Origin of the sequence: Enterobacter sp. JBIWA003 (assembly GCF_019968825.1) — a bacterium.
Lineage (GTDB): Bacteria > Pseudomonadota > Gammaproteobacteria > Enterobacterales > Enterobacteriaceae > Enterobacter > Enterobacter quasiroggenkampii.
Genome location: NZ_CP074170.1, coordinates 1,885,699 through 1,909,272, shown reverse-complemented (window position 1 = coordinate 1,909,272; position 23,574 = coordinate 1,885,699). Strand labels below are relative to the sequence as shown.

The 23,574-nt window shown below is 56.5% G+C and carries 21 protein-coding genes; 5 read left to right on the top strand and 16 right to left on the bottom strand.

Annotation, left to right across the window (positions count from 1 at the left end; all coding sequences use genetic code 11):
• Positions 1-20: 20 nt before the first annotated feature.
• Genes cobB through lolC form a run of 5 tightly spaced genes read right to left on the bottom strand, consistent with a single transcriptional unit; the run spans position 21 to position 4,959 of the window.
• Positions 21-842 carry a Sir2 family NAD+-dependent deacetylase gene (gene cobB / locus KGP25_RS09065; protein WP_021240739.1) on the bottom strand — a complete coding sequence of 274 codons (822 nt, stop codon included), beginning with the start codon at positions 840-842 and terminating at the stop codon, positions 21-23.
• A 14-nt stretch (positions 843-856) separates the two neighbouring features.
• A complete protein-coding gene (nagK, locus tag KGP25_RS09060) occupies positions 857-1,768 on the bottom strand; it encodes an N-acetylglucosamine kinase (protein WP_063452688.1) in 912 nt (303 codons plus the stop codon).
• A gap of 53 nt (positions 1,769-1,821) precedes the next feature.
• Entirely contained in the window at positions 1,822-3,066 is a 1,245-nt protein-coding gene (gene lolE / locus KGP25_RS09055) for a lipoprotein-releasing ABC transporter permease subunit LolE (RefSeq protein ID WP_045352893.1), read from the bottom strand.
• Entirely contained in the window at positions 3,066-3,767 is a 702-nt protein-coding gene (gene lolD, locus KGP25_RS09050) for a lipoprotein-releasing ABC transporter ATP-binding protein LolD (RefSeq protein WP_008500772.1), read from the bottom strand. Before lolD ends, lolE begins: the two co-directional genes overlap by 1 nt.
• The gene (gene lolC, locus KGP25_RS09045; RefSeq protein WP_045372942.1) at positions 3,760-4,959 is read right to left on the bottom strand and encodes a lipoprotein-releasing ABC transporter permease subunit LolC; all 1,200 of its coding nucleotides are present in this window, start codon (positions 4,957-4,959) and stop codon (positions 3,760-3,762) included. The genes lolD and lolC overlap by 8 nt, the downstream gene beginning before the upstream one ends.
• A 256-nt stretch (positions 4,960-5,215) precedes the next feature.
• On the opposite strand from lolC, the gene KGP25_RS09040 reads away from it, so the two are divergent.
• The 3 genes from KGP25_RS09040 (at position 5,216) to KGP25_RS09030 (ending at position 11,011) form a co-directional block, all read left to right on the top strand.
• Positions 5,216-6,289, top strand: a complete 1,074-nt coding sequence (locus tag KGP25_RS09040; protein WP_196364747.1) for an acyltransferase family protein — start codon at positions 5,216-5,218, stop codon at positions 6,287-6,289.
• 148 nt (positions 6,290-6,437) lie between these two features.
• Positions 6,438-9,884 carry a transcription-repair coupling factor gene (gene mfd / locus KGP25_RS09035; protein WP_223540287.1) on the top strand — a complete coding sequence of 1,149 codons (3,447 nt, stop codon included), beginning with the start codon at positions 6,438-6,440 and terminating at the stop codon, positions 9,882-9,884.
• A gap of 149 nt (positions 9,885-10,033) precedes the next feature.
• Positions 10,034-11,011, top strand: a complete 978-nt coding sequence (locus tag KGP25_RS09030) for a L,D-transpeptidase family protein (RefSeq protein ID WP_223540286.1) — start codon at positions 10,034-10,036, stop codon at positions 11,009-11,011.
• 64 nt (positions 11,012-11,075) lie between these two features.
• Here KGP25_RS09030 and bhsA read toward each other — a convergent pair whose 3' ends face one another.
• Positions 11,076-11,333, bottom strand: a complete 258-nt coding sequence (bhsA, locus tag KGP25_RS09025; RefSeq protein ID WP_045910210.1) for a multiple stress resistance protein BhsA — start codon at positions 11,331-11,333, stop codon at positions 11,076-11,078.
• Positions 11,334-11,577: 244 nt separating this feature from the next.
• Between bhsA and comR the strand changes: the two genes are divergently transcribed.
• Positions 11,578-12,213 (top strand): TetR family copper-responsive transcriptional repressor ComR, encoded by a 636-nt coding sequence (comR, locus tag KGP25_RS09020; protein WP_028015740.1) that lies wholly within the window; start codon positions 11,578-11,580, stop codon positions 12,211-12,213.
• A gap of 59 nt (positions 12,214-12,272) precedes the next feature.
• Here the strand turns inward: comR and KGP25_RS09015 are convergent, their stop codons facing one another.
• From KGP25_RS09015 to hinT, 8 genes are all read right to left on the bottom strand, one after another.
• Positions 12,273-12,812, bottom strand: a complete 540-nt coding sequence (locus KGP25_RS09015) for a glycine zipper 2TM domain-containing protein (RefSeq protein WP_008500779.1) — start codon at positions 12,810-12,812, stop codon at positions 12,273-12,275.
• 193 nt (positions 12,813-13,005) lie between these two features.
• Positions 13,006-14,310, bottom strand: a complete 1,305-nt coding sequence (locus KGP25_RS09010; RefSeq protein WP_008500780.1) for an NAD(P)/FAD-dependent oxidoreductase — start codon at positions 14,308-14,310, stop codon at positions 13,006-13,008.
• A 238-nt stretch (positions 14,311-14,548) separates the two neighbouring features.
• Positions 14,549-15,091, bottom strand: coding sequence for an alpha/beta hydrolase YcfP (gene ycfP, locus KGP25_RS09005; RefSeq protein WP_129344000.1), 543 nt, complete (start codon positions 15,089-15,091; stop codon positions 14,549-14,551).
• A gap of 34 nt (positions 15,092-15,125) precedes the next feature.
• Positions 15,126-16,151, bottom strand: coding sequence for a beta-N-acetylhexosaminidase (gene nagZ, locus KGP25_RS09000; protein WP_032655375.1), 1,026 nt, complete (start codon positions 16,149-16,151; stop codon positions 15,126-15,128).
• A gap of 11 nt (positions 16,152-16,162) precedes the next feature.
• Positions 16,163-16,987, bottom strand: coding sequence for a thiamine kinase (gene thiK / locus KGP25_RS08995; protein ID WP_223540285.1), 825 nt, complete (start codon positions 16,985-16,987; stop codon positions 16,163-16,165).
• Positions 16,968-17,615, bottom strand: a complete 648-nt coding sequence (gene lpoB / locus KGP25_RS08990) for a penicillin-binding protein activator LpoB (RefSeq protein ID WP_223540284.1) — start codon at positions 17,613-17,615, stop codon at positions 16,968-16,970. The genes thiK and lpoB overlap by 20 nt, the downstream gene beginning before the upstream one ends.
• A gap of 10 nt (positions 17,616-17,625) precedes the next feature.
• Positions 17,626-18,000 (bottom strand): YcfL family protein, encoded by a 375-nt coding sequence (locus KGP25_RS08985; protein WP_045910208.1) that lies wholly within the window; start codon positions 17,998-18,000, stop codon positions 17,626-17,628.
• 1 nt (position 18,001) lies between these two features.
• Positions 18,002-18,361, bottom strand: coding sequence for a purine nucleoside phosphoramidase (gene hinT / locus KGP25_RS08980; RefSeq protein ID WP_008500786.1), 360 nt, complete (start codon positions 18,359-18,361; stop codon positions 18,002-18,004).
• Between the two features lie 350 nt (positions 18,362-18,711).
• Here hinT and fhuE point away from each other — a divergent pair, with 350 nt between their 5' ends.
• Positions 18,712-20,901 (top strand): ferric-rhodotorulic acid/ferric-coprogen receptor FhuE, encoded by a 2,190-nt coding sequence (fhuE, locus tag KGP25_RS08975; protein WP_223540283.1) that lies wholly within the window; start codon positions 18,712-18,714, stop codon positions 20,899-20,901.
• Between the two features lie 144 nt (positions 20,902-21,045).
• On the opposite strand, the gene ptsG is transcribed toward fhuE, so the two are convergent.
• Entirely contained in the window at positions 21,046-22,479 is a 1,434-nt protein-coding gene (gene ptsG, locus KGP25_RS08970) for a PTS glucose transporter subunit IIBC (RefSeq protein WP_008500788.1), read from the bottom strand.
• A 297-nt stretch (positions 22,480-22,776) separates the two neighbouring features.
• Complete coding sequence (locus tag KGP25_RS08965) at positions 22,777-23,571, bottom strand: metal-dependent hydrolase (protein ID WP_069719447.1); 795 nt, start codon at positions 23,569-23,571, stop codon at positions 22,777-22,779.
• Positions 23,572-23,574: the final 3 nt, after the last annotated feature.

Genomic DNA, 23,574 nt, shown 5'->3' with positions numbered 1-23,574 from the left:
GCCTTTTCACGCGATTCGCGTTACAGCCCTTTCAGCAGCTTGTCGACAAATTCCGGAACAACCGTGCTTGCCAGACCGTAGTGTTTCTCTTCAAACTCGCTGCCCACCTGGCTTGGCTCAAGATTGAGTTCAACCGTATGTGCGCCGTGCAGTCGCGCTTCGTGGACAAACCCCGCCGCCGGATAAACATGGCCGGATGTGCCGATGGCGATAAACACGTCGGCCATCGCCAGCGCGCTGTAGATCTCATCCATTCCCAGCGGCATTTCGCCGAACCAGACCACGTGCGGACGCAGGCGCGACGGGAACTGGCAGCAGTGGCACTTATCCTCCGGCAGCACGTCCTCTTTCCAGTCCAGCACCTGACCGCTCCAGGCGCAGCGAACCTTGAGCAGCTCGCCGTGCATATGGATGATATTCTTGTTACCGGCCCGCTCGTGAAGGTTGTCGATATTCTGCGTTACCAGCAGAAAACGATCGCCCAGCGCCTCTTCCAGCTTCGCCAGCGCCAGATGCGCGGCATTCGGCGCGACGTCAGGCTGCTGAAGCTGACGACGGCGGGCGTTGTAAAACGCCTGCACGAGATCCGGGTCGCGGGCAAAGCCTTCCGGCGTGGCGACATCCTCCACGCGGTGCTCTTCCCACAACCCGTCCGCCGCGCGGAAGGTTCGAATTCCTGACTCGGCGGAGATCCCCGCCCCGGTCAGCACCACCACTCTGGGTTTATCCATCGCTTCTGGCATCATTCTGTCTCTGAAAAAGATCCGCTGGCGCAGACGCTCACGCAAGCGGCGTTTGTTTTTGCGAAAACGGCTGAGTCGACCCTGGCGACGCGACAGCATAGTAACCTCGTAAACTAATCGGTGAGATGAAGGAATGCGGCTCCGCGCATGCCTCCTGCGTCCCCGTGTCGCGCGCGTTCAATACGCGGCACGCGGGCAACCGGCAATAAGTGTCGGGGCAAACGCCCGGACAACCGTTCCGTAATCGCGGTAAAGTTTGAGAGCCCTCCCCCGATCACCAGCAGATCCGGGTCGACGATAGTGAGAATATTGCCCAGACATACCGCCAGCAGATCCAGATAGCGCTCGACGTGCTCACGCGCCTGCGCATCCCCTTGCTCCCACAGGGTAATGATTTGAGGGGCCTCAAGTTTCTGATGATAGAAGTGTTCGTAAAGCCATGCAAACCCGCGGCCGGAAAGGTAGTTCTCAATACAGCCGTGCTGGCCACAGCCGCAGCGGGTTAGCGGAAAATCACGTCCCACCACCTCGAGGGCATCCACCGGCAGGCGAATATGACCAAACTCGCCGGTGATGTAGCTGCGGCCGGTGATGGGCTTACCGTTGATGACGATTCCGCCGCCGACGCCGGTACCGAGGATCAGCCCCATCACCAGCGGGTAGCGACGGAATTCATCATCCCAGGCTTCAGAGAGCGCGAAGCAGTTGGCATCGTTATCTAAACGCACGTCGCGTTCAAGGAGAGCAGAGAGATCGGCGCGCAGCGGTTTACCGCTGGCGGCAGGCACGTTGGCCGCGTAAAGCGTACCGTCGTCGGTTTCCGGCATGCCCGGAATACCAATGCCGACGCTGCCTTTCACGCCAAAGCGTTCATCGGCCTGTGCCACCAGCGCGGCAATGGCGTTTAAAAATTCGTCGTAGCTGTCGCGCGGCGTGGGAACGCGGGTTTCCCACTGCAGTTTGAGGTCTTTATCAAATACGCCGAGCGCAATCTTGGTGCCGCCAATATCAAATCCATAATACATAACGCATTCCTCTTTCGATCTGGCGACCCGAAAGCCGCTAGATCATGACGTAATTACTGGCCACTTAATACCCTCGCCGGATCAATTCGGCTTGCGCGACGCGCCGGATACCAGCTTGCCAGCAGACTCAGTAAAAGTGCTGTAAGCAGCACATAAAAAACATCCAGCCAGTGCAGTTCAGACGGCAGGAAGTCAATAAAATAGATATCACCCGACAGGAACTGGTGACCAATAAGCTTTTCAATCCCGTTGATAATCGGCGTCAGCTGCAGGGAAACCACCACGCCAATCACCACGCCGCACAGGCTGCCGAACAGACCCGCCAGCAAACCGTACCAGACGAAGATGGCGCGAATAAGACCGTCTTTTGCGCCGAGGGTACGCAGCACGGCGATGTCGCCGCTCTTGTCCTTGACCGCCATGACCAGCGTCGAGACGATATTAAAGCACGCGACGCCAATCACCAGCACCATCGCCAGATACATAATGGCGCGGATCATCTGGATATCACGGTACATATACCCGTAAGTGCCGATCCAGCTTTTGATGTAGACATAGTTATTAGTCACGCTGCCCGCGTCGCGCACCAGTTTGTTGGCGTTAAAGACGTCGTTCACCTTAATCGCAATGCCCGTCACGCTGTCGCCCATGTCGAGATACTGGCGCGCATCCTCCATCGGCACCATCGCAAAGCTGTGGTCAAGCTGGCCGCTCAGCTGAAGAATACCGGTAACGTGCAGGCGCACGCGTTTTGGCTGCTGCAGTTTGTGATCGGCGCTGGCGTTGGGGATCATGATTGACACCCAGTCGCCCTGCTTCACCTTCAGGGCATCAGCAACGCCTTTACCCATGATGATCTGCTGCTCGCCCGCCCTGAAGTTGGCCCACGCGCCGTTTTGCACATAGTTCGGCAGCGCGCTGAGACGCGCTTCCTGCGCCGGGTTCACCCCTTTCACCTGAATGGCGCGCAGGTTTACCCCGCTCTCCACCAGCCCGGTAAAGTTAATGTAGGGCGCGGCCGCGGCGATGCCCGGCACTTTTTCAACTTTGGTGAGCGCATCGCTCCAGTTCGTCCACGGCTGGTTAACCGGTTCGATCTCCCCGTGCGGCACCACCGCCAGAATGCGGTTATTCAGCTCGCGCTCGAAACCGTTCATGGCGCTCAGGCCGACAATCAGCACCGCCACACCCAGCGCAATACCGATGGTCGAGATGACGGAGATCAGCGACACCATGCCGCCGCGACGGCGGCCGCGGCTAAAACGTAAACCGATGAGTAACGATAACGGTGACGCCATTACTCTGCTCCCATCAGGGTCAGTTCCGCGTTCAGATGACCGTCGCGCATCTCAAGCTGGCGCCCCATGCGTTTTGCCAGCTGCAGATCGTGGGTCACCACCAGAAACGCGGTACCCTGTGAGGCGTTCAGCTCGCCCAGAAGCTGGAAAATACTGTCCGCATTGCGGGCGTCCAGGTTACCGGTGGGCTCATCCGCCAGCACCAGACGCGGGTTGTTGACCAGCGCACGGGCAATCGCCACGCGCTGGCGTTCGCCGCCGGACAGCTCCGACGGACGGTGGTTACCGCGATGGCCCAGCCCTACCGCTTTCAGCATGTCGCTGGCCCGGGCGTTAATTTCTGCGGGTTTCTTTTTGCCAATCAGCAGCGGCATCGCCACGTTTTCCAGCGCCGTGAAATCCGGCAGCAGGTGGTGGAACTGGTAGATAAAGCCCAGCTCGCGGTTGCGCAGCTCGGCCTTCGCCGCCGAGGACATTTTGCTCATCGGCTGGCCGGAGAAAATCACGTCGCCGTTGGTTGGGGTATCCAGCCCGCCCAGCAGATGTAATAAGGTACTTTTACCGGAGCCGGAGCTGCCGACAATCGCCATCATCTCGCCTTCGCCCACGCTAAAGCTCACATTGTGCAGCACGTCGGTTTGCACAGTGCCTTCCTGATAGCGTTTGGACAGGTTGTCGCATTGCAACAGGATCTTATTCATAACGTAAAGCCTCAGCGGGTTGAGTGGCGGCGGCGCGCCAGGAAGGATAAAGCGTTGAAAGCAGCGCAATGGCCATCGCGGCCAGCGCAATACCGACCACCTGCAGCGGCTCGATAGCCACCGGCAGCGCCGCGCCGTCGAGCAGCGCGCCGATAATCGGCATTAAGTTGTTGAGCTGGCTGGCAAGCAGTGCCCCCAGCACGGCACCGAGCAACGCACCGATGATACCAGCGCTAGCGCCCTGCACCATAAACACGGCCATGATCTGGCGCGGCGTCAGCCCCTGGGTTTGCAGGATAGCGACCTCGCCCTGCTTCTCCATCACCATCAGCCCCAGCGAGGTGATGATGTTAAATGCCGCCACGGCGACGATCAGGCTCAGCAGCAGCCCCATCATGTTTTTCTCCATCCGCACGGCCTGGAACAGCTCGCCTTTGCGCTCGCGCCAGTCCTGCCATTTGGTGCCGTCCGGCAGTTTTTGCTGGCTGAGGGTATCCACCTTCAGCGGCGCGTCAAGCCACAGGCGCCAGCCGGTGATATTTCCGGCCGGGTAGCGCATCAGGCGTGACGCGTCCTGGATGTTAACCAGCATCTGGTAGCCATCGACTTCACTGTTGGCGGCAAAGGTACCAATTACGTTGAACAGGCGCTGGCTTGGCAGGCGCCCCATCGGCGTAAACTGGCTGGCGGAAGGCACCATCACGCGCAGCTGGTCGCCACGGTTGACGCCAAGCTGGCCGGCAAGCTGCTCACCCAGAATCACGTTGTATTTCCCGGCTTCCAGGTCGGTCTGCTTCACGTTAACGAGATACGGCGTCAGCGGATCTTTTTGCGCCGGGTCGATACCCAGCATCACGCCGACCGCCACGCTGCGGGCGCTCTGCAGCACCACGTCACCGGTGGTCAACGGCGCAACGCGCGTGACGCCCTGTAACTTCGCCGCGCTTTCCGGCAGCTGCTGTGGGTTAACCGAGCCGTTAGTCGATGAGAGAACGGCCTGCGGCATCAGCCCCAGGATATTGTTTTGCAGCTCGCGCTCAAAGCCATTCATGACGGAAAGCACCGTCACCAGAGCCATCACGCCAAGCGTGATGCCAATAGTCGAAAGCCAGGAGACAAAGCGACCGAAGCGGTCCGCGGCGCGCCCACGCATGTAGCGTAAGCCTATGAAGAGTGCGACAGGTTGATACATGAAGTCCGTCTGTTTGCTGATAGCAGACCCACGAGTATATAAGCGAATCCGTTAAGCGTAAATGACTGAAACCGTAAGGTTTGGTAATCATTTTTCCGAAAAATTCAGATAAATCAGGGTACTAATGTCTGAAACCGCCCCTCGCAACCTCCACTTTTTCCGAAAAACCTCCTGATACAGACTGTTACCCATTACAGCCCGGTTTCGTTTAACAACAATTGTTCGTTCGTCTATGGCAATAAGGTAGTTGCGAACAATGAAGCAAAAAGCATTATGGATTAACCAGATAAAAGGGCTGTGTATCTGCCTGGTGGTTATCTATCATTCGGTTATCACGTTTTATCCGCACCTGATCGGGCTGCAACACCCGCTCTCCGGCCTTCTCGCCAAATGCTGGGTCTATTTTAATCTCTATCTTGCCCCCTTCCGTATGCCGGTCTTTTTCTTTATCTCCGGCTATCTGATCCGTCGTTATATTGATGAGGTGGACTGGCGAACCAGTCTCGACAAACGGATCTGGAGCATTGTCTGGGTCCTGGCGCTGTGGGGGATTCTACAATGGCAGGCGCTGACCCACCTGAATGCCTGGCTGGCGCCCGATCGCGAGCTTGCCACCTCGTCGAACGCGGCCTACGCCGACTCGCTCCCGGGATTTGTGCGAGGCATGCTCACCGCCAGCACCAGTCTGTGGTATCTGTATGCCCTGGTTGTGTACTTCACGCTGTGTAAACTGCTGAGCCGCTGGAAGCTGCCGATGCTGGGGCTGCTGGCGCTGGCAAGCATCGCGATCAACTTCCTGCCGCTGCCGTGGTGGGGAATGAACAGCGTGGTACGCAACATGATCTACTACAGCCTCGGGGCGTGGTATGGCGCAGCGCTGATGACGTGGATGAAAAACCTCAGCCTGCGCCGCAGCTGGCTGACAACCGGCGCTTTCGCCGCCGTCTCCGTGGTGCTGTGGTTTGCTAACGTTCCGCTGCTGCTCTCATTGCTGTCGATTGTGCTGATCATGAAGCTGTTCTACAGCTTTGAGCAGCGCTATGCCGTTCACCCTGACAACCTGCTGAACGTGATTGGCTCCAATACCATTGCGATTTATACCACTCACCGCATCCTCATTGAGGCCTTCAGCCTGTTCCTGATTGGCGAGATGAATGCCGCTTACTGGCCGGTCTGGGCTGAACTCACCTTAATTCTGGTCTACCCGTTTGCCAGCCTGCTGATCTGTACCCTTGCCGGACTCGGGGTGCGTAAGATCTCCACCGCGCTGTTTGGGGACATTTTCTTCTCTCCGCCTTCACCGCTCACGCTGTCACCCACCACCCGTTAATGCCCTCACCGCCCCCTTTCGGGGGCGTATAATCCCGCCGTGCGGTTACGATTTGCTTATGTAAAACGATCGAGGATAATAAAGACATTGCGTATCAGTGATATGCCCCAATACTGTTGGTATATCCATAAGAGACTCTGACATAGCCATGCCTGAACACTATCGTTATTCCTTGCCTGTCAAAGCGGGCGACCAGCGCCAGCTGGGTGAACTCACGGGCGCAGCGTGCGCCACGCTGGTAGCGGAAATCGCCGAGCGTCATCCTGGCCCGGTGATCCTGGTTGCCCCGGACATGCAAAACGCCCTGCGCCTGCACGATGAAATTCGCCAGTTCACCGATAATCTGGTGTTCAGCCTGGCCGACTGGGAAACGCTGCCCTATGACAGCTTCTCTCCACACCAGGAGATCATCTCCTCGCGCCTGTCGACGCTCTATCAACTCCCGACCATGCAGCGCGGCGTGCTGATTGTGCCGGTGAATACCCTGATGCAGCGCGTCTGTCCTCACAGCTACCTGCACGGTCACGCGCTGGTGATGAAAAAAGGCCAGCGCCTGTCCCGTGATGCCCTGCGGGCGCAGCTTGACGGTGCCGGCTATCGCCACGTCGACCAGGTCATGGAGCACGGGGAATACGCGACCCGCGGCGCGCTGCTCGACCTTTACCCGATGGGCAGCGACCAGCCGTATCGTCTGGACTTTTTCGATGATGAAATCGACAGCCTGCGCGTCTTTGACGCCGACACGCAGCGCACGCTGGAGGAAGTGGAGTCCATCAATTTACTGCCCGCACATGAGTTCCCGACGGACAAAACCGCTATCGAACTGTTCCGCAGCCAGTGGCGCGATAAGTTCGAGGTGAAGCGCGACGCGGAACATATTTATCAGCAGGTCAGCAAAGGCACGCTGCCTGCCGGGATCGAATACTGGCAGCCGCTGTTCTTCAGCGAGCCGCTCCCTGCCCTGTTCAGCTACTTCCCGGCGAATACCCTGATTGTTAACACCGGGGATATCGACGCCAGCGCCAGCCGCTTTGAAAGCGAAACCCGCGCTCGCTTCGAAAACCGGGGCGTTGACCCGATGCGTCCGCTGCTGCCGCCGGAAGCGCTGTGGCTGCGTACCGACGAGCTCAACGCCGAGCTGAAGCGCTGGCCGCGCATGCAGCTGAAAACCGATTCGCTTGCCGATAAGGCCGCCAACACCAACCTCGCCTTCCGGACGCTGCCGGACCTGGCCGTCCAGGCGCAGCAGAAATTCCCGCTGGATAATCTGCGCAAGTTCCTGGTGTCGTTTACCGGCCCGGTGGTGTTCTCCGTTGAGAGTGAAGGCCGCCGCGAAGCGTTAGGTGAGCTGCTGGGACGCATTAAGGTGGCGCCGAAGCGCATCCTGCGCCTGAGCGAAGCGACCGGAAACGGTCGTTACCTGATGATTGGCGCCGCCGAGCATGGGTTCATCGACACGCTCAACAACCTGGCGCTGATTTGCGAAAGCGACCTGCTGGGTGAGCGCGTCGCGCGCCGTCGTCAGGACAGCCGTCGAACCATCAACCCGGACACGCTGATCCGCAACCTGGCCGAGCTGCATCCGGGCCAGCCGATTGTTCATCTGGAGCATGGCGTTGGACGCTATCAGGGGATGACCACGCTGGAGGCGGGCGGCATTAAAGGTGAATACCTGATGCTGACCTACGCCAACGACGCCAAACTGTATGTCCCGGTGTCGTCCCTGCATCTGATCAGCCGCTACGCGGGCGGGGCCGAAGAGAACGCGCCGCTGCACAAGCTGGGCGGCGATGCCTGGGCGCGCGCGCGCCAGAAGGCCGCGGAAAAAGTGCGCGACGTGGCCGCCGAGCTGCTGGATATCTACGCCCAGCGCGCGGCCAAAGAGGGCTTCGCCTTTAAGCATGATAAGGAACAGTATCAGCTGTTCTGCGACAGCTTCCCGTTTGAAACCACGCCGGATCAGGCTCAGGCTATTAACGCCGTGCTGAGCGACATGTGCCAGCCGCTGGCAATGGACCGCTTAGTCTGCGGCGACGTTGGCTTCGGTAAAACCGAAGTGGCGATGCGCGCCGCCTTCCTTGCGGTGGAAAACAACAAGCAGGTGGCGGTACTGGTGCCGACCACCCTGCTCGCTCAGCAGCACTTCGACAACTTCCGCGACCGCTTCGCCAACTGGCCGGTACGCATCGAGATGTTGTCACGTTTTCGCAGCACCAAAGAGCAGACGCAAATCCTGGAGCAGGCCAGCGAAGGCAAGATCGATATTCTGATCGGCACCCATAAGCTGCTGCAAAGCGACGTGAAGTGGAAAGATTTGGGGCTGCTGATCGTCGACGAAGAGCACCGCTTCGGGGTGCGTCATAAAGAGCGCATCAAAGCGATGCGTGCCGACGTCGATATCCTGACCCTGACCGCAACGCCGATACCGCGAACCCTGAACATGGCGATGAGCGGCATGCGCGATCTGTCGATTATCGCCACGCCGCCGGCGCGCCGTCTGGCGGTGAAAACCTTCGTCCGCGAGTACGATAATCTGGTGGTGCGTGAGGCCATTCTGCGTGAAGTGCTGCGCGGGGGTCAGGTCTATTACCTGTACAACGACGTGGAAAACATCCAGAAAGCGGCCGACAGGCTGGCGGAGCTGGTGCCGGAAGCGCGCATCGCTATCGGTCACGGGCAGATGCGCGAGCGCGAGCTGGAACGGGTGATGAACGACTTCCACCACCAGCGCTTTAACGTGCTGGTGTGCACCACCATCATCGAAACCGGGATCGACATTCCGACCGCGAACACCATCATCATTGAACGTGCGGATCACTTTGGCCTGGCGCAGCTTCACCAACTGCGCGGCCGCGTCGGGCGTTCGCACCATCAGGCTTACGCCTGGCTACTGACGCCGCATCCAAAAGCGATGACCACCGACGCGCAAAAGCGTCTGGAAGCCATCGCCTCTCTGGAAGACCTCGGTGCAGGCTTCGCACTGGCCACGCACGATCTCGAGATCCGCGGTGCCGGTGAACTGCTGGGTGAGGACCAGAGCGGCTCGATGGAGACCATCGGCTTCTCGCTCTATATGGAACTGCTGGAAAACGCGGTTGATGCCCTGAAGGCCGGGCGCGAGCCGTCGCTGGAAGATCTCACCAGCCAGCAGACCGAGGTCGAGTTGCGTATGCCTTCTCTGCTGCCGGACGATTTTATTCCGGACGTGAATACCCGACTCTCGTTCTACAAGCGCATCGCCAGTGCGAAGACGGAAAACGAGCTGGAAGAGATTAAGGTTGAGCTGATCGACCGCTTTGGTCTGCTGCCCGATGCGGCGCGAAATCTGCTGGATATCGCTCGCCTGCGCCAGCAGGCGCAGAAGCTGGGCATTCGCAAGCTTGAAGGCAACGAAAAAGGCGGCGTGATTGAGTTCGCGGAGAAAAACAACGTCAACCCGATGTGGCTCATCGGCCTGCTGCAAAAACAGCCGCAGCATTTCCGTCTGGATGGCCCAACGCGTCTGAAATTTACCCAAGAGCTGACGGAGCGCAAAACCCGCATGGACTGGGTGCGTAACTTTATGCGCCAGCTGGAAGAGAACGCGATCGCCTGACCTCCCTTTCCCCCCGTTAGCCCAGCGCTAACGGGGGACAATTTACAAACTCTTTGCACTTCACCCGATCTTCCCGACACACCCATTCGCCATAATTATCATTAACGCCTTATAAAACAATAACCTTATAATTTGCATGGATTATGGTGATGATGACCTTTTCGCGTTTTACTCGCTGGTTAACCCTGTTTGCGCTGGCAGCCACCGTCGCGGTGGCGCTTCCTGCTCGCGCAAATACCTGGCCCCTTCCTCCGCCCGGCAGCAAGGTGGTGGGTGAAAACCGCTTTCATGTGGTTGAAAATAATGGCGGTTCGCTGGAAGCCATTGCCAAAAAATATAACGTCGGTTTTCTGGCTCTGCTGCAGGCGAACCCCGGCGTCGACCCGTACGTTCCGCGCGCGGGCAGCGTGTTGACTATCCCGTTACAGACGATCCTGCCGGACGCCCCGCGCGAGGGGATCGTGATAAACCTGGCGGAGCTACGTCTGTACTATTACCCGCCGGGTAAAAATGAGGTGACCGTCTACCCGATTGGTATTGGTCAGCTGGGCGGCGACACCCTGACGCCGACGATGGTCACCACCGTCTCGGATAAACGCGCGAATCCAACCTGGACCCCGACGGCCAATATTCGTGCCCGTTATAAAGCTCAGGGCATCGATCTTCCGGCCGTGGTGCCGGCAGGCCCGGATAACCCGATGGGTCACCACGCGATCCGCCTGGCGGCCTACGGTGGCGTTTACCTGCTGCACGGAACGAACGCGGACTTTGGCATCGGCATGCGAGTCAGCTCCGGCTGTATTCGTCTTCGCGATGACGATATCAAAACGCTGTTTAACGTTGTTACGCCGGGTACCAAAGTGAATATCATCAATACGCCGATTAAGGTTTCTGAGGAGCCGGGCGGCGTACGGCTGGTCGAAATTCACCAGCCGCTATCGAAAAACATTGGCGACGATCCGCAGACGCTGCCCATTAACCTGAATGCCGCAATGGTAAGCTTCAAAACGAATGCGAATACCAACAGCGTGGTGATGGAGCGCGCAATGGAGGCCCGCTCAGGCATGCCGACCGATGTCACCCGGCATCATGATGTAATCCAGCTAATCGATGTAAATCATAAATAAAAAAACGCCCTGCTCAGCAGGGCGTTTTTTATTGCAGTGGCATAAATGAGGGTTTATGCCCGGCTTATTTGTAGATGACGGCGGTGCCGTGCAGGGTGTTAGGACCGGTCACAGAGGTGATACGGTAAGATTTAGCACCCATCTCTTCCGCTTTTTGTGCCAGCTGATCTTCCAGTGAACCCAGGTTAGTACCGGCAGACGCAGAGATCGTCCCGACTTTATGCTGATCGACCGGGGTGGACTGTACTTGTACAGCCGCAAAGCTTGCGAAAGAGAGTGAACTCAGAACAGCAGCAGCGATGAGGGTTTTTACGTTTTTCATGATGTTTACCTTTAGCAGATGAATTTGGAGGTCGTTATCTATTTAGTTAACGATCGATAGGTAAATCATAAATGTGATCCAGGTCACGCGTCAACATAATTTTATAACGACCATTAACTTAATTTTAAAGTCGTTATTTTTCATATAGATATGATTAATATATTTTTAAGCATTCAGCACTGGTGGTGGGTTGCGTTTATTTTTATAATGGTTATTCACCAAACCAACAGAGGACCAACGGCACATGACAACCGACGTCACGAGTTGTGCGAAGAAAAGCCGTGGCCGACCAAAAGTGTTTGACAGGGATGCAGCGCTTGATAAGGCCATGACTCTCTTCTGGCAACATGGGTATGAAGCAACCTCGCTTTCCGATCTGGTAGAAGCTACCGGAGCCAAAGCGCCGACGCTGTATGCCGAATTTACCAATAAAGAGGGGCTGTTCAGGGCGGTGCTGGACAGATACATTTCGCGTTTTGCAGCGAAACATGAAGCCCAGCTATTTTGTGAAGAGAAAAGCGTCGAACAGGCGCTTCGGGATTACTTCACCGCCGTCGCGACCTGCTTCACCAGTAAAGATACGCCTGCGGGCTGCTTTATGATTAACACCTCTGCCACCCTGGCGGCGTCCTCGAAAGAGATTGCCAATACGGTGAAATCGCGTCATGCGATGCAGGAGGAGACGCTGAGCGCCTTTCTGGCACAGCGCCAGCAGCGCGGTGAAATCCCTGCGCAGTGCAACCCCCAACTGCTGGCACAATACCTGAGCTGTATTTTGCAGGGGATGTCGATCAGCGCCCGTGAAGGGGCAACGCTGGAAAAACTGCAGAATATTAGCGAAACCACGCTGCGGCTGTGGCCTGAGCTCCTCAAAATCTAAAACAAAAAAAAGCTCCTCAGCCTGAGCGCATGAGGAGCTAAATTCAGAGAACATCTTTTTTACACTTTGTTATTCAGAACCAGCTGACCATTTCCATCCAGTGGAATTTGCGTGCCAGGGTCTTTGTCCATGCGGATTTTGCCCTGCTGATCGCCAATTTTGTACGTCACGTCATAGCCCAGCATTTTTTCCGACTTGTCATAGACGGTTTTGCAGCGTTGCTGAGTCGTGGTGTAGGTATCGTTATCCTGCATCGCGCCCTGCACCTGGTTACCGGCATAGCCGCCACCCAGCGCGCCGACCACGGTCGCCACATCTTTACCCCGGCCGCCGCCGAACTGGTGACCAATCACGCCACCCGCTACCGCGCCCAGAACAGAACCGGCGATACGGTTTTCATCCTGCACCGGACGACGATGCGTCACGGAGACGTTACGGCACTCCTGACGAGGCGTTTTTACCGTTTCTTTAATCGGTGTAGCAGAAACCACCTGCGCATACTGCGGGCCGCGATCTAATACGTTGAGACTGGCAACGGCAGCCACACCTAACGCAGCCGCGACGCCAATCCCTATACCCGCCAACATTGATTTATTCACGGGACTTCCTCCTTTGTTGCTATTGGTAACAATTTTGCAATGGAGGCACGGCTTCGCCAATCAGATAAAGGATCAAAAAAGGGACGTTCAGAGGAGATATATTGTATTTAGGAGAACTCTTAAGCACTCAATCTGTGATCTACAGCATGAAATGCTAAAAACTCCCTCCGGAGAGCCCGGAGGGAGTGAAAGATTAGTGCAGCTTCAGACGCGGACGGATCACGCGGTTGATTCTGCCCACCAGCATCATCAGCCCGGTTTTGAAGTAGCCGTGCAGCGCAATCTGGTGCATACGGTAGAGGGAGATATACACGAAGCGGGCAATGCGCCCTTCTACCATCATCGAGCCGCGCATCAGGTTACCCATCAGGCTGCCGACAGTAGAGAAGTTTGACAGAGACACCAGAGAACCATGGTCTTTGTAGACATAGGCCTTCATTGGCTTGCCTTTGTACTGCGCCAGAATGTTGTGCAGGACCAGGCTTGCCATCTGGTGTGCGGCCTGCGCACGCGGCGGCACGAATCCACCTTCAGGACGGGCGCAGGAGGCGCAGTCACCGATAGCAAAGATTTCAGGGTCACGCGTGGTTTGCAGCGTTGGCTCCGTGACCAGCTGGTTAATGCGGTTGGTTTCCAGGCCGCCGATATCTTTCATAAAGTCAGGCGCTTTGATACCGGCCGCCCAGACCATCAGATCCGCTTTGATATACTCGCCGTCTTTGGTGTGCAGGCCGCCTTCGTCGGCGCTGGTCACCATGGTCTGCGTCAGCACCCGCACGCCCAGCTTGGTGAGTTCATTGTGCGCCGCACCGGAAATACGCGGAGGCAGCGCAGGCAGAATGCGTTCACCGGCTTCGACCAGCGTGACGTTCAGCGCTTCATTCGTTAACCCTTTGTAACCGTAGCTGTGCAGCTGTTTCACCGCATTGTGCAGCTCCGCAGACAGCTCAACGCCCGTCGCACCGCCGCCGACAATGGCGATATTTACCTTACCGTTCGCACCCATATTGCTGGTGTACTTCAGGAACAGGTTCAGCATTTCCTGATGGAAACGACGCGCCTGGTGCGGGTTATCGAGGAAGATACAGTGCTCTTTCACGCCCGGCGTGTTGAAGTCGTTGGAGGTACTGCCGAGCGCCATGACCAGCGTGTCATACGGCAGCTTGCGCTCAGGAACCAACAGCTCCCCTTTTTCATCACGCAGTTCTGCCAGAGTGATGGTTTTGCTTTCACGGTTGATGTCCACCACCGAGCCCAGCTGAAACTGGAAATGGTGGTTGCGCGCGTGTGCCAGATAGCTGAGCGCGTCCACGCCCTCGTCCAGAGAGCCGGTCGCCACTTCATGCAGCAGCGGTTTCCACAGGTGGCTGTGGTTACGATCCACCAGCGTGATTTTGGCTTTTTTACCGCGGCCCAGCTTCTTACCCAACTGTGTCGCCAGCTCCAGCCCGCCAGCACCACCGCCTACAATCACTATCTTTTTCAATGGCGTAGTCAACGTGACCCCCTCAAATTATTAACCAATTGTTAATTAAAAGTTATAAAAATAACCCTTAATTAACAACAGGTTACAGCACTGAAACCATTCAGGTGCATTGAGAATACCACGTCAGGCGCATTGGTCATACCAAAATTGATATGCATCAAGTTTTGATGGCTTAAAAGTAGACAATTCTGGTCAAAAAGAAAGCCCGGCACGCTTTCGCGGCCGGGCTTCGACGCCTGCAGGCAAGGAATTAACCCAGCGTTTTAAACGCTTTGATACGCTGCAGGTGTGGGGAGATGTTTTTGAACTTGTGGGTCTGTTCTTCGTCCCAGACGATTTCATAGTAATGATGCAGAAGTTCTGCAGCCCGGTGGCTGTTGAGCGCCTCATCGTTACGCGACAGGATCACCAGACAGCGGTCACGGTTTTTCTCACGAAAATTGCTGACGCACTTGGTCGCAATATCGACATACTCTTCCGGGCGGTCGATTTTGCCTTCCATGTTTTCGTTCGGGAAAAGGTTGGGATTGAATACCACCTGACGGATGTCACACAGGAAGCCAATCCGCTCTGCCCAGTAGCCGCCCAACCCCACGCCGCAAATCAATGGGCGATCGTCGACGTTGAGCTGCAACATCTTGTCCATCTCTTTGAGCAGATGCTGCATATCATGCTTCGGATGGCGCGTGCTGTAGCTGATCAACCGTACATCCGGATCGATAAACTGCAGTTGCAGCACCTTCTCATGATTACCAGGACTGTTTGAGTCAAAACCGTGTAAATAGATGATCATCGTCTTCTCACCACGCTACGCCTTCCGGGAGGGTTTACAGGCTGGCTTTATGTGCCTGCCAGCGCTCATTCAGGTCTTCAAGCCGGGCGTTGACCGTCTTCCAGCGCGCCGAATCCATCAGCTCCTGACGGCTAAATGAACCTTTATGATACAATTGTGTAACACGCTCTGCATTGATCGGCGACAGGTTATCCAGCACGCTCACGGCACCTTTACGATTATTGCAGACCAGGATCATATCGCAACCTGCATCCAGCGACGCCTGACCGCGTTCAGCGTAGCTGCCCATAATCGCCGCCCCTTCCATCGACAGATCGTCAGAGAAGATCACGCCATTGAAGCCCAGTTCCTGACGCAGAACGGTTTTCAGCCAGTGCGGAGAGCCGCTGGCAGGGCGCGGGTCAACGTCGCTGTAAATCACGTGCGCAGGCATGATGGCATCCAGCTTGTTGTCAGTGATAAGCGACCTGAACACCGACATATCTTTGGCGCGAATTTCCGCTTCCGGGCGCGGATCGCGCGGGGTCTCTTTGTGTGAGTCCGCCGTCACCGCCCCGTGGCCCGGGAAGTGTTTGCCGGTGGTTTTCATCCCGGCATCGTGCATGCCGTCAATGAACCGGGTCGCCATGGCCAGCGCAATGCGCGGATCGTCATGGTACGAGCGCTCGCCAATGGCGGCGCTGATATGCCCCACGTCCAGAACCGGGGCAAAACTGATGTCGATATCCATGGCAATCATTTCGCTGGCCATCAGCCAGCCGGCCTCCTGCGCCAGTTTCCCGCCCTCTTCCGTGCCGAGCAGCGCGGCAAAAGACTGGGCCGCCGGCAGGCGGGTAAACCCTTCGCGAAAACGCTGCACGCGGCCGCCTTCCTGATCGACGGCGACCACCAGATGATTGCGCGACGCGGCGCGGATCTGACGCACCAGCTCACGCAGCTGCGCCGGATCGTGATAGTTGCGGGTAAACAGGATCAGACCCCCCACCAGCGGGTGCGCCAGAATTTCACGCTCCTCCGCATCCAGTTCAAACCCTTCTACATCCAACATGACTGGACCCACATCCACCTCTCTTATCCTTTCGTTTGTAACTGACGCCAGGCATCGTCTGCCAGCGCAATAAAGTGTTTGTCTCTGGACTGCTGATAGCGCATTTCAAACCAGCCAGCCATTAACATGACGACCCAGGGCCGCCAGCGTTTAACCTGACGCCTCAGCGCGTCGGCGTTGATATGTGCCGCCTCGGCGTAGTCCCTGATCAGCGCCTGCCGCGCAGCGTCACTCTCCGTCCAGACTGCCGTCAGCTCCAGCGCTACATCGCCATCTCCGGCATATTCCCAGTCGATGAGCCTGATGCCCGCTGACGTATGCACAATATTTCCGGCATGAACATCCATGTGCAGCGGCGAGAGCCGAATCGGCTGCGGCTCGCCCGTTTTACGCAACCGCTTGAGATGCGCCAGCCACACTGGGGTGCGTCTGTCAGGCGCGGCCTGCTGCCAGTAGCGTTCCAGCAGCGGGTATAACGTGATTCGCCATCCCAGACGTGGCTGCCGGTGCAGATGATACAGCATCGCCGCGAGCGCCGGCGTGTCCGGCAGCGCGCTTTTCACGTCACCGTCCAGATAGTCGACGGCCATCCAGCTCTCTCTGAAAAAACGGGGGGCAGGCACGAGATCTGACGGAAGACGCCTCAGGGCGCGAAACTGACGACGGAAATGGGAGGCAGGCGCATAGGGGTCGTGATGTTGCCGCAAGACCAGACGTCGTTCGCCCTGCGCTATAATGCAACTCGCGCCGCCAAGCCCGGAGTGGGCCTGCGGCGCGATAAGGCGGTACTGAGGAAAATAGCGCGTCAGAATCTCTTCACGCGTGCTGTCATTGTTGCGTAACCGCACCTTTACCTGACCAGATAATTTCGCCTGTCTGAACCAGCATCAGCTGCATCTGCAGGGCCGGTGTATTCACGTTACCGGTGGCGCTAGAGTACAGCACATACTGTGCGCCAACGTTACGGGCAATGCCGATCGCCTTGCTGCGTGTGCCGAGGCTATCCTGCGGCGACAGGCCCAGCTGCTGTTTGGCTACCGCGAGCTGCTGAGCCGAGACCAGCGTAAACTTACCGTTGTTTGCCAGGGCGTTGCGCAGCGTTTCAGTCGCTTCGCCCGCGTTCAGTGAACCGTTGGTACGGTTGTTCACGCTATCAACCAGCAACACGCTACCTGCCGTCACGCCCTGTGCCTGCAGCATTTTGCCGACCATGGGCTGCATTGCGCCGTTCCAGTCGTAATGGCGCACGCGCGGCGTGGGCTGCGACGTCTGGTCCGGATGCTCGATCGGACCTGGCTGTGCCGGTATAGACGGTACGGACGGCACGGTTGGCTGCGGCTGCGTTGGCTGTGTCGGCTGTTCAGTGCCCGGTTTCGCCTCTTCCACAGGCGCTGGCTGTTCAGTTCGGGTCACACACCCCGCCAGGAACAGCGCGAAAGCTGTCACGAGCGCATAGCGGCTCAAGTTTTTAATCAAGGTTCACCCCTTAGAGATAAAGATAAAGTCTCACCTTATGCGCACCCAGATAGTTGGCGCTGCCATAGAGCGTTACCGACGATCTGGCCGGAATGGTGACGCTGCGCGGCGCCTCCAGCGGATGCATTTCGAGACCTCTTACGTCATACCAGAAAAAACGGTAGTGGACCGTCACGGGTTCGTGTCTTTCATTAAAGAGCGTAGAGGAGGCAGATGAATTGATTTCACTGATGGTCAGCGCGGGTTGTTGCGCCGTGATGCCCGCGGCAAGCACGGAGGATTCCATCACCAGCGTCTGTTCATCGTTCACGGGGATCGCCGGGCGCGAACTGCACCCCACAATCATCATCGTCATTACCAGCGCTGCAATACGCCCTTTACGCATGTCAAAGACCTTTATGTGCCAGCATCGGCCCCAGAGGACGTCCACCCAGCAGATGCATGTGAATATGATAAACTTCCTGGCCGCCATGACGGTTGCAGTTCATGATCAGACGGTAACCGTCTTCTGCAATCCCTTCCTGTTCGGCGATTTTCGCGGCCACCGTCAGCATACGACCTAATGCCACTTCATGCTCGGTTTTTACGTCGTTTACGGTCGGAATCAGAATATTGGGAATGATAAGGACGTGCGTCGGAGCCTGAGGTGAAATGTCCCGAAAAGCCGTTACCAGTTCATCCTGATAGACGATATCCGACGGAATTTCGCGACGGATAATTTTACTGAAAATCGTTTCTTCAGCCATGACCTATTCCTTTTTTGATTAATCAGGCGCGATGCGTCCGCTGTTAACACACGCTCTGGATGAGGGTGTGACACAATTCAAGAGTATGAGCGAGTTTCTCCTGTCCTTTCAACCTCCTCCCTCGATTTCTTTCCCGAATGTTCATCAGCTGAGTGAAGAGTGACCGCTCGCGGGCCTTAATGGGCTGAAACATTATTTCAGTTCCGGTCGACACATCTGTTTACAGCATTAATAGCAATGCGTATATTTCGCATTTGCATTTTCATGCGCATTTTTAACATAGAAAACGACGCCAGCCCGCGTCCGCGGGACTGACGCATACCCTCTTCATCGTTCATAAGGGTTTAATCATGTCTTTCATTCATCACACCAGGGATGGGCAACGTCAGGCTGTCGCAACGCCTTCGTTGCTGGCAGTCTGCATTGCTGTGGCACTGACGCCAGCCGCCGCTTTCGCTGCATCAACAGCCGAAGATACCGTTATTGTTGACGGCGGATTTGACCAAACGCAGGATCCTTCCGCAAGTCAGGAGCGGGATTACAGCGTCAAAACCACCACCACCGGCACGAAGCTGTTGCTGGTTCCCCGCGATATCCCGCAGTCCGTCAGCGTGATTAGCCAGCAGCGCATGGCCGATCAGAACCTGCAGTCCATTGGCCAGGTGTTAACCAACACCACGGGCGTAACGGCGCAGGTGCAGGACAGCGACCGTACCGTGTTTTACTCGCGCGGATTTTTCGTCAGTAATTACGCCTATGACGACCTGCCAACCTCCATCAGCGAAGTGTGGAACTTTGGCGATACTGCCGCCGATACGGCGATTTATGACCGCATAGAAGTGGTCCGCGGTGCAACCGGCCTGATGTCCGGTACGGGCAACCCGGCAGCGTACGTCAACATGGTGCGTAAGCATGCGGACAGCAATGAATTCAAAGGCAATGTTTCGGCGAGCTACGGCAGCTGGGATAAACAGCGCTACGTGCTGGATCTGCAGGCGCCGCTGGTGGAGTCAGGTAAGCTACGGGGCCGGATGATCGCAGGTTATCAGGACAACGACAGCTTCGTGGATAACTATCACTACCGAAAGAAATTCCTCTATGGCGTGATGGATGCGGACGTCACCGACAGCACCACCCTCTCGGTGGGATACGAATATCAGGAAAGCCATACCGCCGACCCAACCTGGGGCGGACTCCCGACCTGGTACAGTGACGGGAGTAAAACCCATTACGATCGCAGCCAGACCGTCGCGCCTGACTGGGCCAGGTCTGATAAAGACAGCACCCGCATCTTCGCTAATCTGACGCAGCGTTTCGATAATGGCTGGGAAGCACACATTAACGGCATGCATGCTGAAACCAACTTCGACTCTAAGCTGATGTATATTTCCGGCTATCCGGATAAAGAGACCGGTGCAGGCATGGTTGGCTACGGCGGCTGGAACCGTGGCGAACGGAAACAGGATGCCGTGGACGCTTTCCTGCGCGGCGATTTCGATCTCTTCGGCCGTCAGCACGAGATGATGTTCGGCGGCAGCTTCAGTCGTCAGCGTAACCATTACGACAACTCAATGCCTGACGCGGTTTACGGCATGGTTGATGTGGGTAACTTTAAGAACTGGAACGGTAACATTGCCGACCCGCAGTGGACGCCGTGGAAACTCTACAGCCAGGACGACATTCGCCAGTCCTCAGCGTATACCTCCGCCCGCTTCTCGCTGGCCGATCCGCTGCATCTGATCCTCGGCGCACGTTATACCAACTATAACATCCGCTATAACCCTGCGGGCTCCCCGGACACCCGTCTGGAAAGTACCAAAGATGACGTGACGCCCTACGCGGGCCTGGTCTACGACATCAATGAAGACTGGTCGACCTACGTCAGCTATACCTCTATCTTCCAGCCCCAGGACAAGCGGGACGCCAGCGGACGCTATCTCGACCCCACTACGGGCAAAAGCTACGAAGCCGGTGTGAAAGCAGACTGGTTCAATACCCGTCTTACCACCTCGCTGGCGATTTTCCGCATTGAGCAGGATAACGTAGCAAGCAATACCTATACCTATATGCCGAGCGGTGAGTCGATTTACCAATCGCTGGACGGCGTAGTGAGCAAAGGGATCGAGTTCGAGCTGAACGGCGCGTTGACCGATAACTGGCAGCTGACCTTCGGCGCGACCCGCTACATTGCGGAAGATAAGAATGGCAACGCCGTCAGCTCCGATCAGCCGCGTACAACCATGAAGCTGTTCACCCGTTATCAACTGCCAATGCTGCCGGAACTGACCGTGGGCGGAGGCGTGAACTGGCAAAACAAGGTGTGGACGGATGTGGATGGCGCGCCGGCTGGCCGTACCCGCGCGGAGCAAGGCAGCTACGGGCTGGTTAACCTGTTCAGCCGTTATCAGATCACCAAAGATTTTGCTGTTCAGGCGAACGTCAACAACCTGTTCGACAAAGAGTATTACGATTACGTCGGCTCTTATGTGGTTTATGGTGCGCCGCTGAACGTCTCGGTGAGCGCGAGCTACGACTTCTGAGTGTTAAGCCGGGTGGCGGCTACGCCTTACCCGGCCTACATTTGCATTTCGTAGGCCCGGTAAGCGCAGCGCCGCCGGGGATGACAAACAGCACAAATAAAAAAGGCAGCCATTCGGCTGCCTTAGTCTCCCCAGGGTCACAACTTAGTTGTTGCGGATGTACTCATCCATTTCGGTTTTCAGGTTATCGGATTTAGTACCGAAGATTGCCTGTACACCCGAACCTGCAACAACTACGCCAGCTGCACCCAGTTTTTTCAGACCCGGCTGGTCTACTTTCGCGACGTCAGCAACGCTCACACGCAGACGAGTGATACACGCGTCCAGGTTAGTGATGTTCTCTTTACCACCGAACGCGGCAACCAGTGCAGGAGCCATTTCGCTGGTCGCGCCCGCTTTGCTGTCTTCTGTCGCATCTTCACGGCCTGGGGTTTTCAGGTCCAGTGCTTTAATCAGCACGCGGAAGATGGTGTAGTAAACAACGGCATAGCACGCACCGACGATTGGGAACAGCCACAGTTTGCTGCTGTTACCGGACAGAACGATGAAGTCGATCAGGCCGTGAGAGAAGGACGTACCGTCACGCATACCCAGCAGAATACAGATTGGGAACGCCAGACCCGCCAGAATAGCATGGATAACGTACAGGATCGGCGCAACGAACATGAAGGAGAACTCGATCGGCTCGGTGATACCGGTCAGGAACGAGGTCAGCGCTGCGGAGATCATGATACCGCCCACTTTTGCACGGTTCTCTGGCTTCGCAGAGTGCCAGATAGCAATCGCCGCTGCTGGCAGACCGTACATTTTGAACAGGAAGCCACCAGACAGTTTACCTGCAGTTGGGTCGCCCGCCATGTAACGTGGGATATCGCCGTGGAATACCTGACCTGCTGCGTTGGTGAATTCACCAATCTGCATCTGGAATGGAACGTTCCAGATGTGGTGCAGACCAAATGGCACCAGGCAACGCTCGATGAAGCCGTAGATACCAAACGCCACAACCGGGTTCTGGTAAGCAGCCCACTGAGAGAAGGTCTGGATAGCGGAACCGATTGGTGGCCAGATGAAGGACAGGATCACGCCAGTGAAAATCGCTGCCAGACCAGAGATGATCGGAACGAAACGCTTGCCCGCGAAGAAGCCCAGGTACTCAGGCAGCTTGATGCGATAGAAGCGGTTGAACATATACGCTGCAATCGCACCGGAGATGATACCGCCGAGAACACCGGTGTCTGCCAGGTGTTTCGCAGCGATCTCTTCTGCCGGTAAATGCAGAACCAGCGGCGCAACCACAGCCATGGTTTTCACCATGATGCCGTAAGCAACCACTGCAGCCAGCGCAGATACGCCGTCGTTATTGGTGAAGCCCAGAGCCACACCGATCGCGAAGATCAGTGGCATGTTAGCAAAGACAGAACCGCCTGCTTCGGCCATCACATGGGACACTACGGCTGGCAGCCAGCTGAAGTTAGCAGAACCGACACCCAGCAGGATACCTGCGATAGGCAGTACGGATACTGGCAGCATCAGCGATTTACCGACCTTTTGCAGGTTAGCAAATGCATTCTTAAACATAATTGAGAGTGCTCCTGAGTATTTGTGCTTTTTTTACGCTTTCACGCATTGGCCCGGGGGGAGTACCGTGCCGTGGACAGGACATCTAAGCGCCCTTTATTTATTACACAGAGTAAAATAATTCCCTCTGAGTTTGTTTGACGGCTATCACGTTTCAGCTTAAGACGGTCGAAAAACTTTCAGTTATTTACAAAAAGCATGTCCGGATGTGTCTAAAAACAGCATCACCGCCCCAAATGAGGCGGTGAACTTTACTCGGTTTATTTATTAATTACGAGCCTAAAAAAAACAGGTGTATCAGACAGATTGCAGGCGGGCAGGGTCAATATGGAACAGCGTGGAGAAGTTTTCTGTCGTCACGCGGGCCAGCTCTTCGATGCTGACGCCCTTCAGGACGGCCATGTACTCAGCCACATCTCGCGTCATCGCGGGCTGGTTCTCTTTACCGCGATGCGGAACCGGTGCCAGATAGGGAGAATCGGTCTCTACCAGAATGCGATCGAGCGGAACATAACGTGCAGCATCACGCAGCTGCTCAGCGTTACGGAACGTCACAATCCCGGAAAACGAGATATAAAACCCCAAATCAAGCAGTTTACCCGCCGTTTCTCTGTCTTCTGTGAAACAGTGTAGTACGCCACCGCAATCCGTCACGTTTTCTTCCCGTAGGATCGCCAGGGTATCCGCACGCGCATCGCGGGTGTGGACGATAACCGGCTTGTTCAGTTCGCGGCCAATGCGAATATGGTTGCGGAAGGACGCCTGCTGGCGCGGTTTGGTTTCCGGCGTGTAGAAATAGTCCAGCCCGGTCTCGCCCATTGCCACCACGCCCTCTTCCGACGCCAGACGACGCAAATCGTCAACGTCATATTCTTCATCCTGGTTCAGGGGGTGTACGCCGCAGGAAAACACCACGTTATCGCGAACGCCCACCAGCTCGCGCATCGTGCGATAGCCCGGCAGCGTCGTCGCTACCGCAAGACAGAATTTCACATCGCGGGCGGCGGCTTTTTCCAGCACGTCATCCACGTTTTTATGCAGGGATTGATAATCCAGGCCATCAAGATGGCAGTGTGAGTCGACTAAAAACATAAT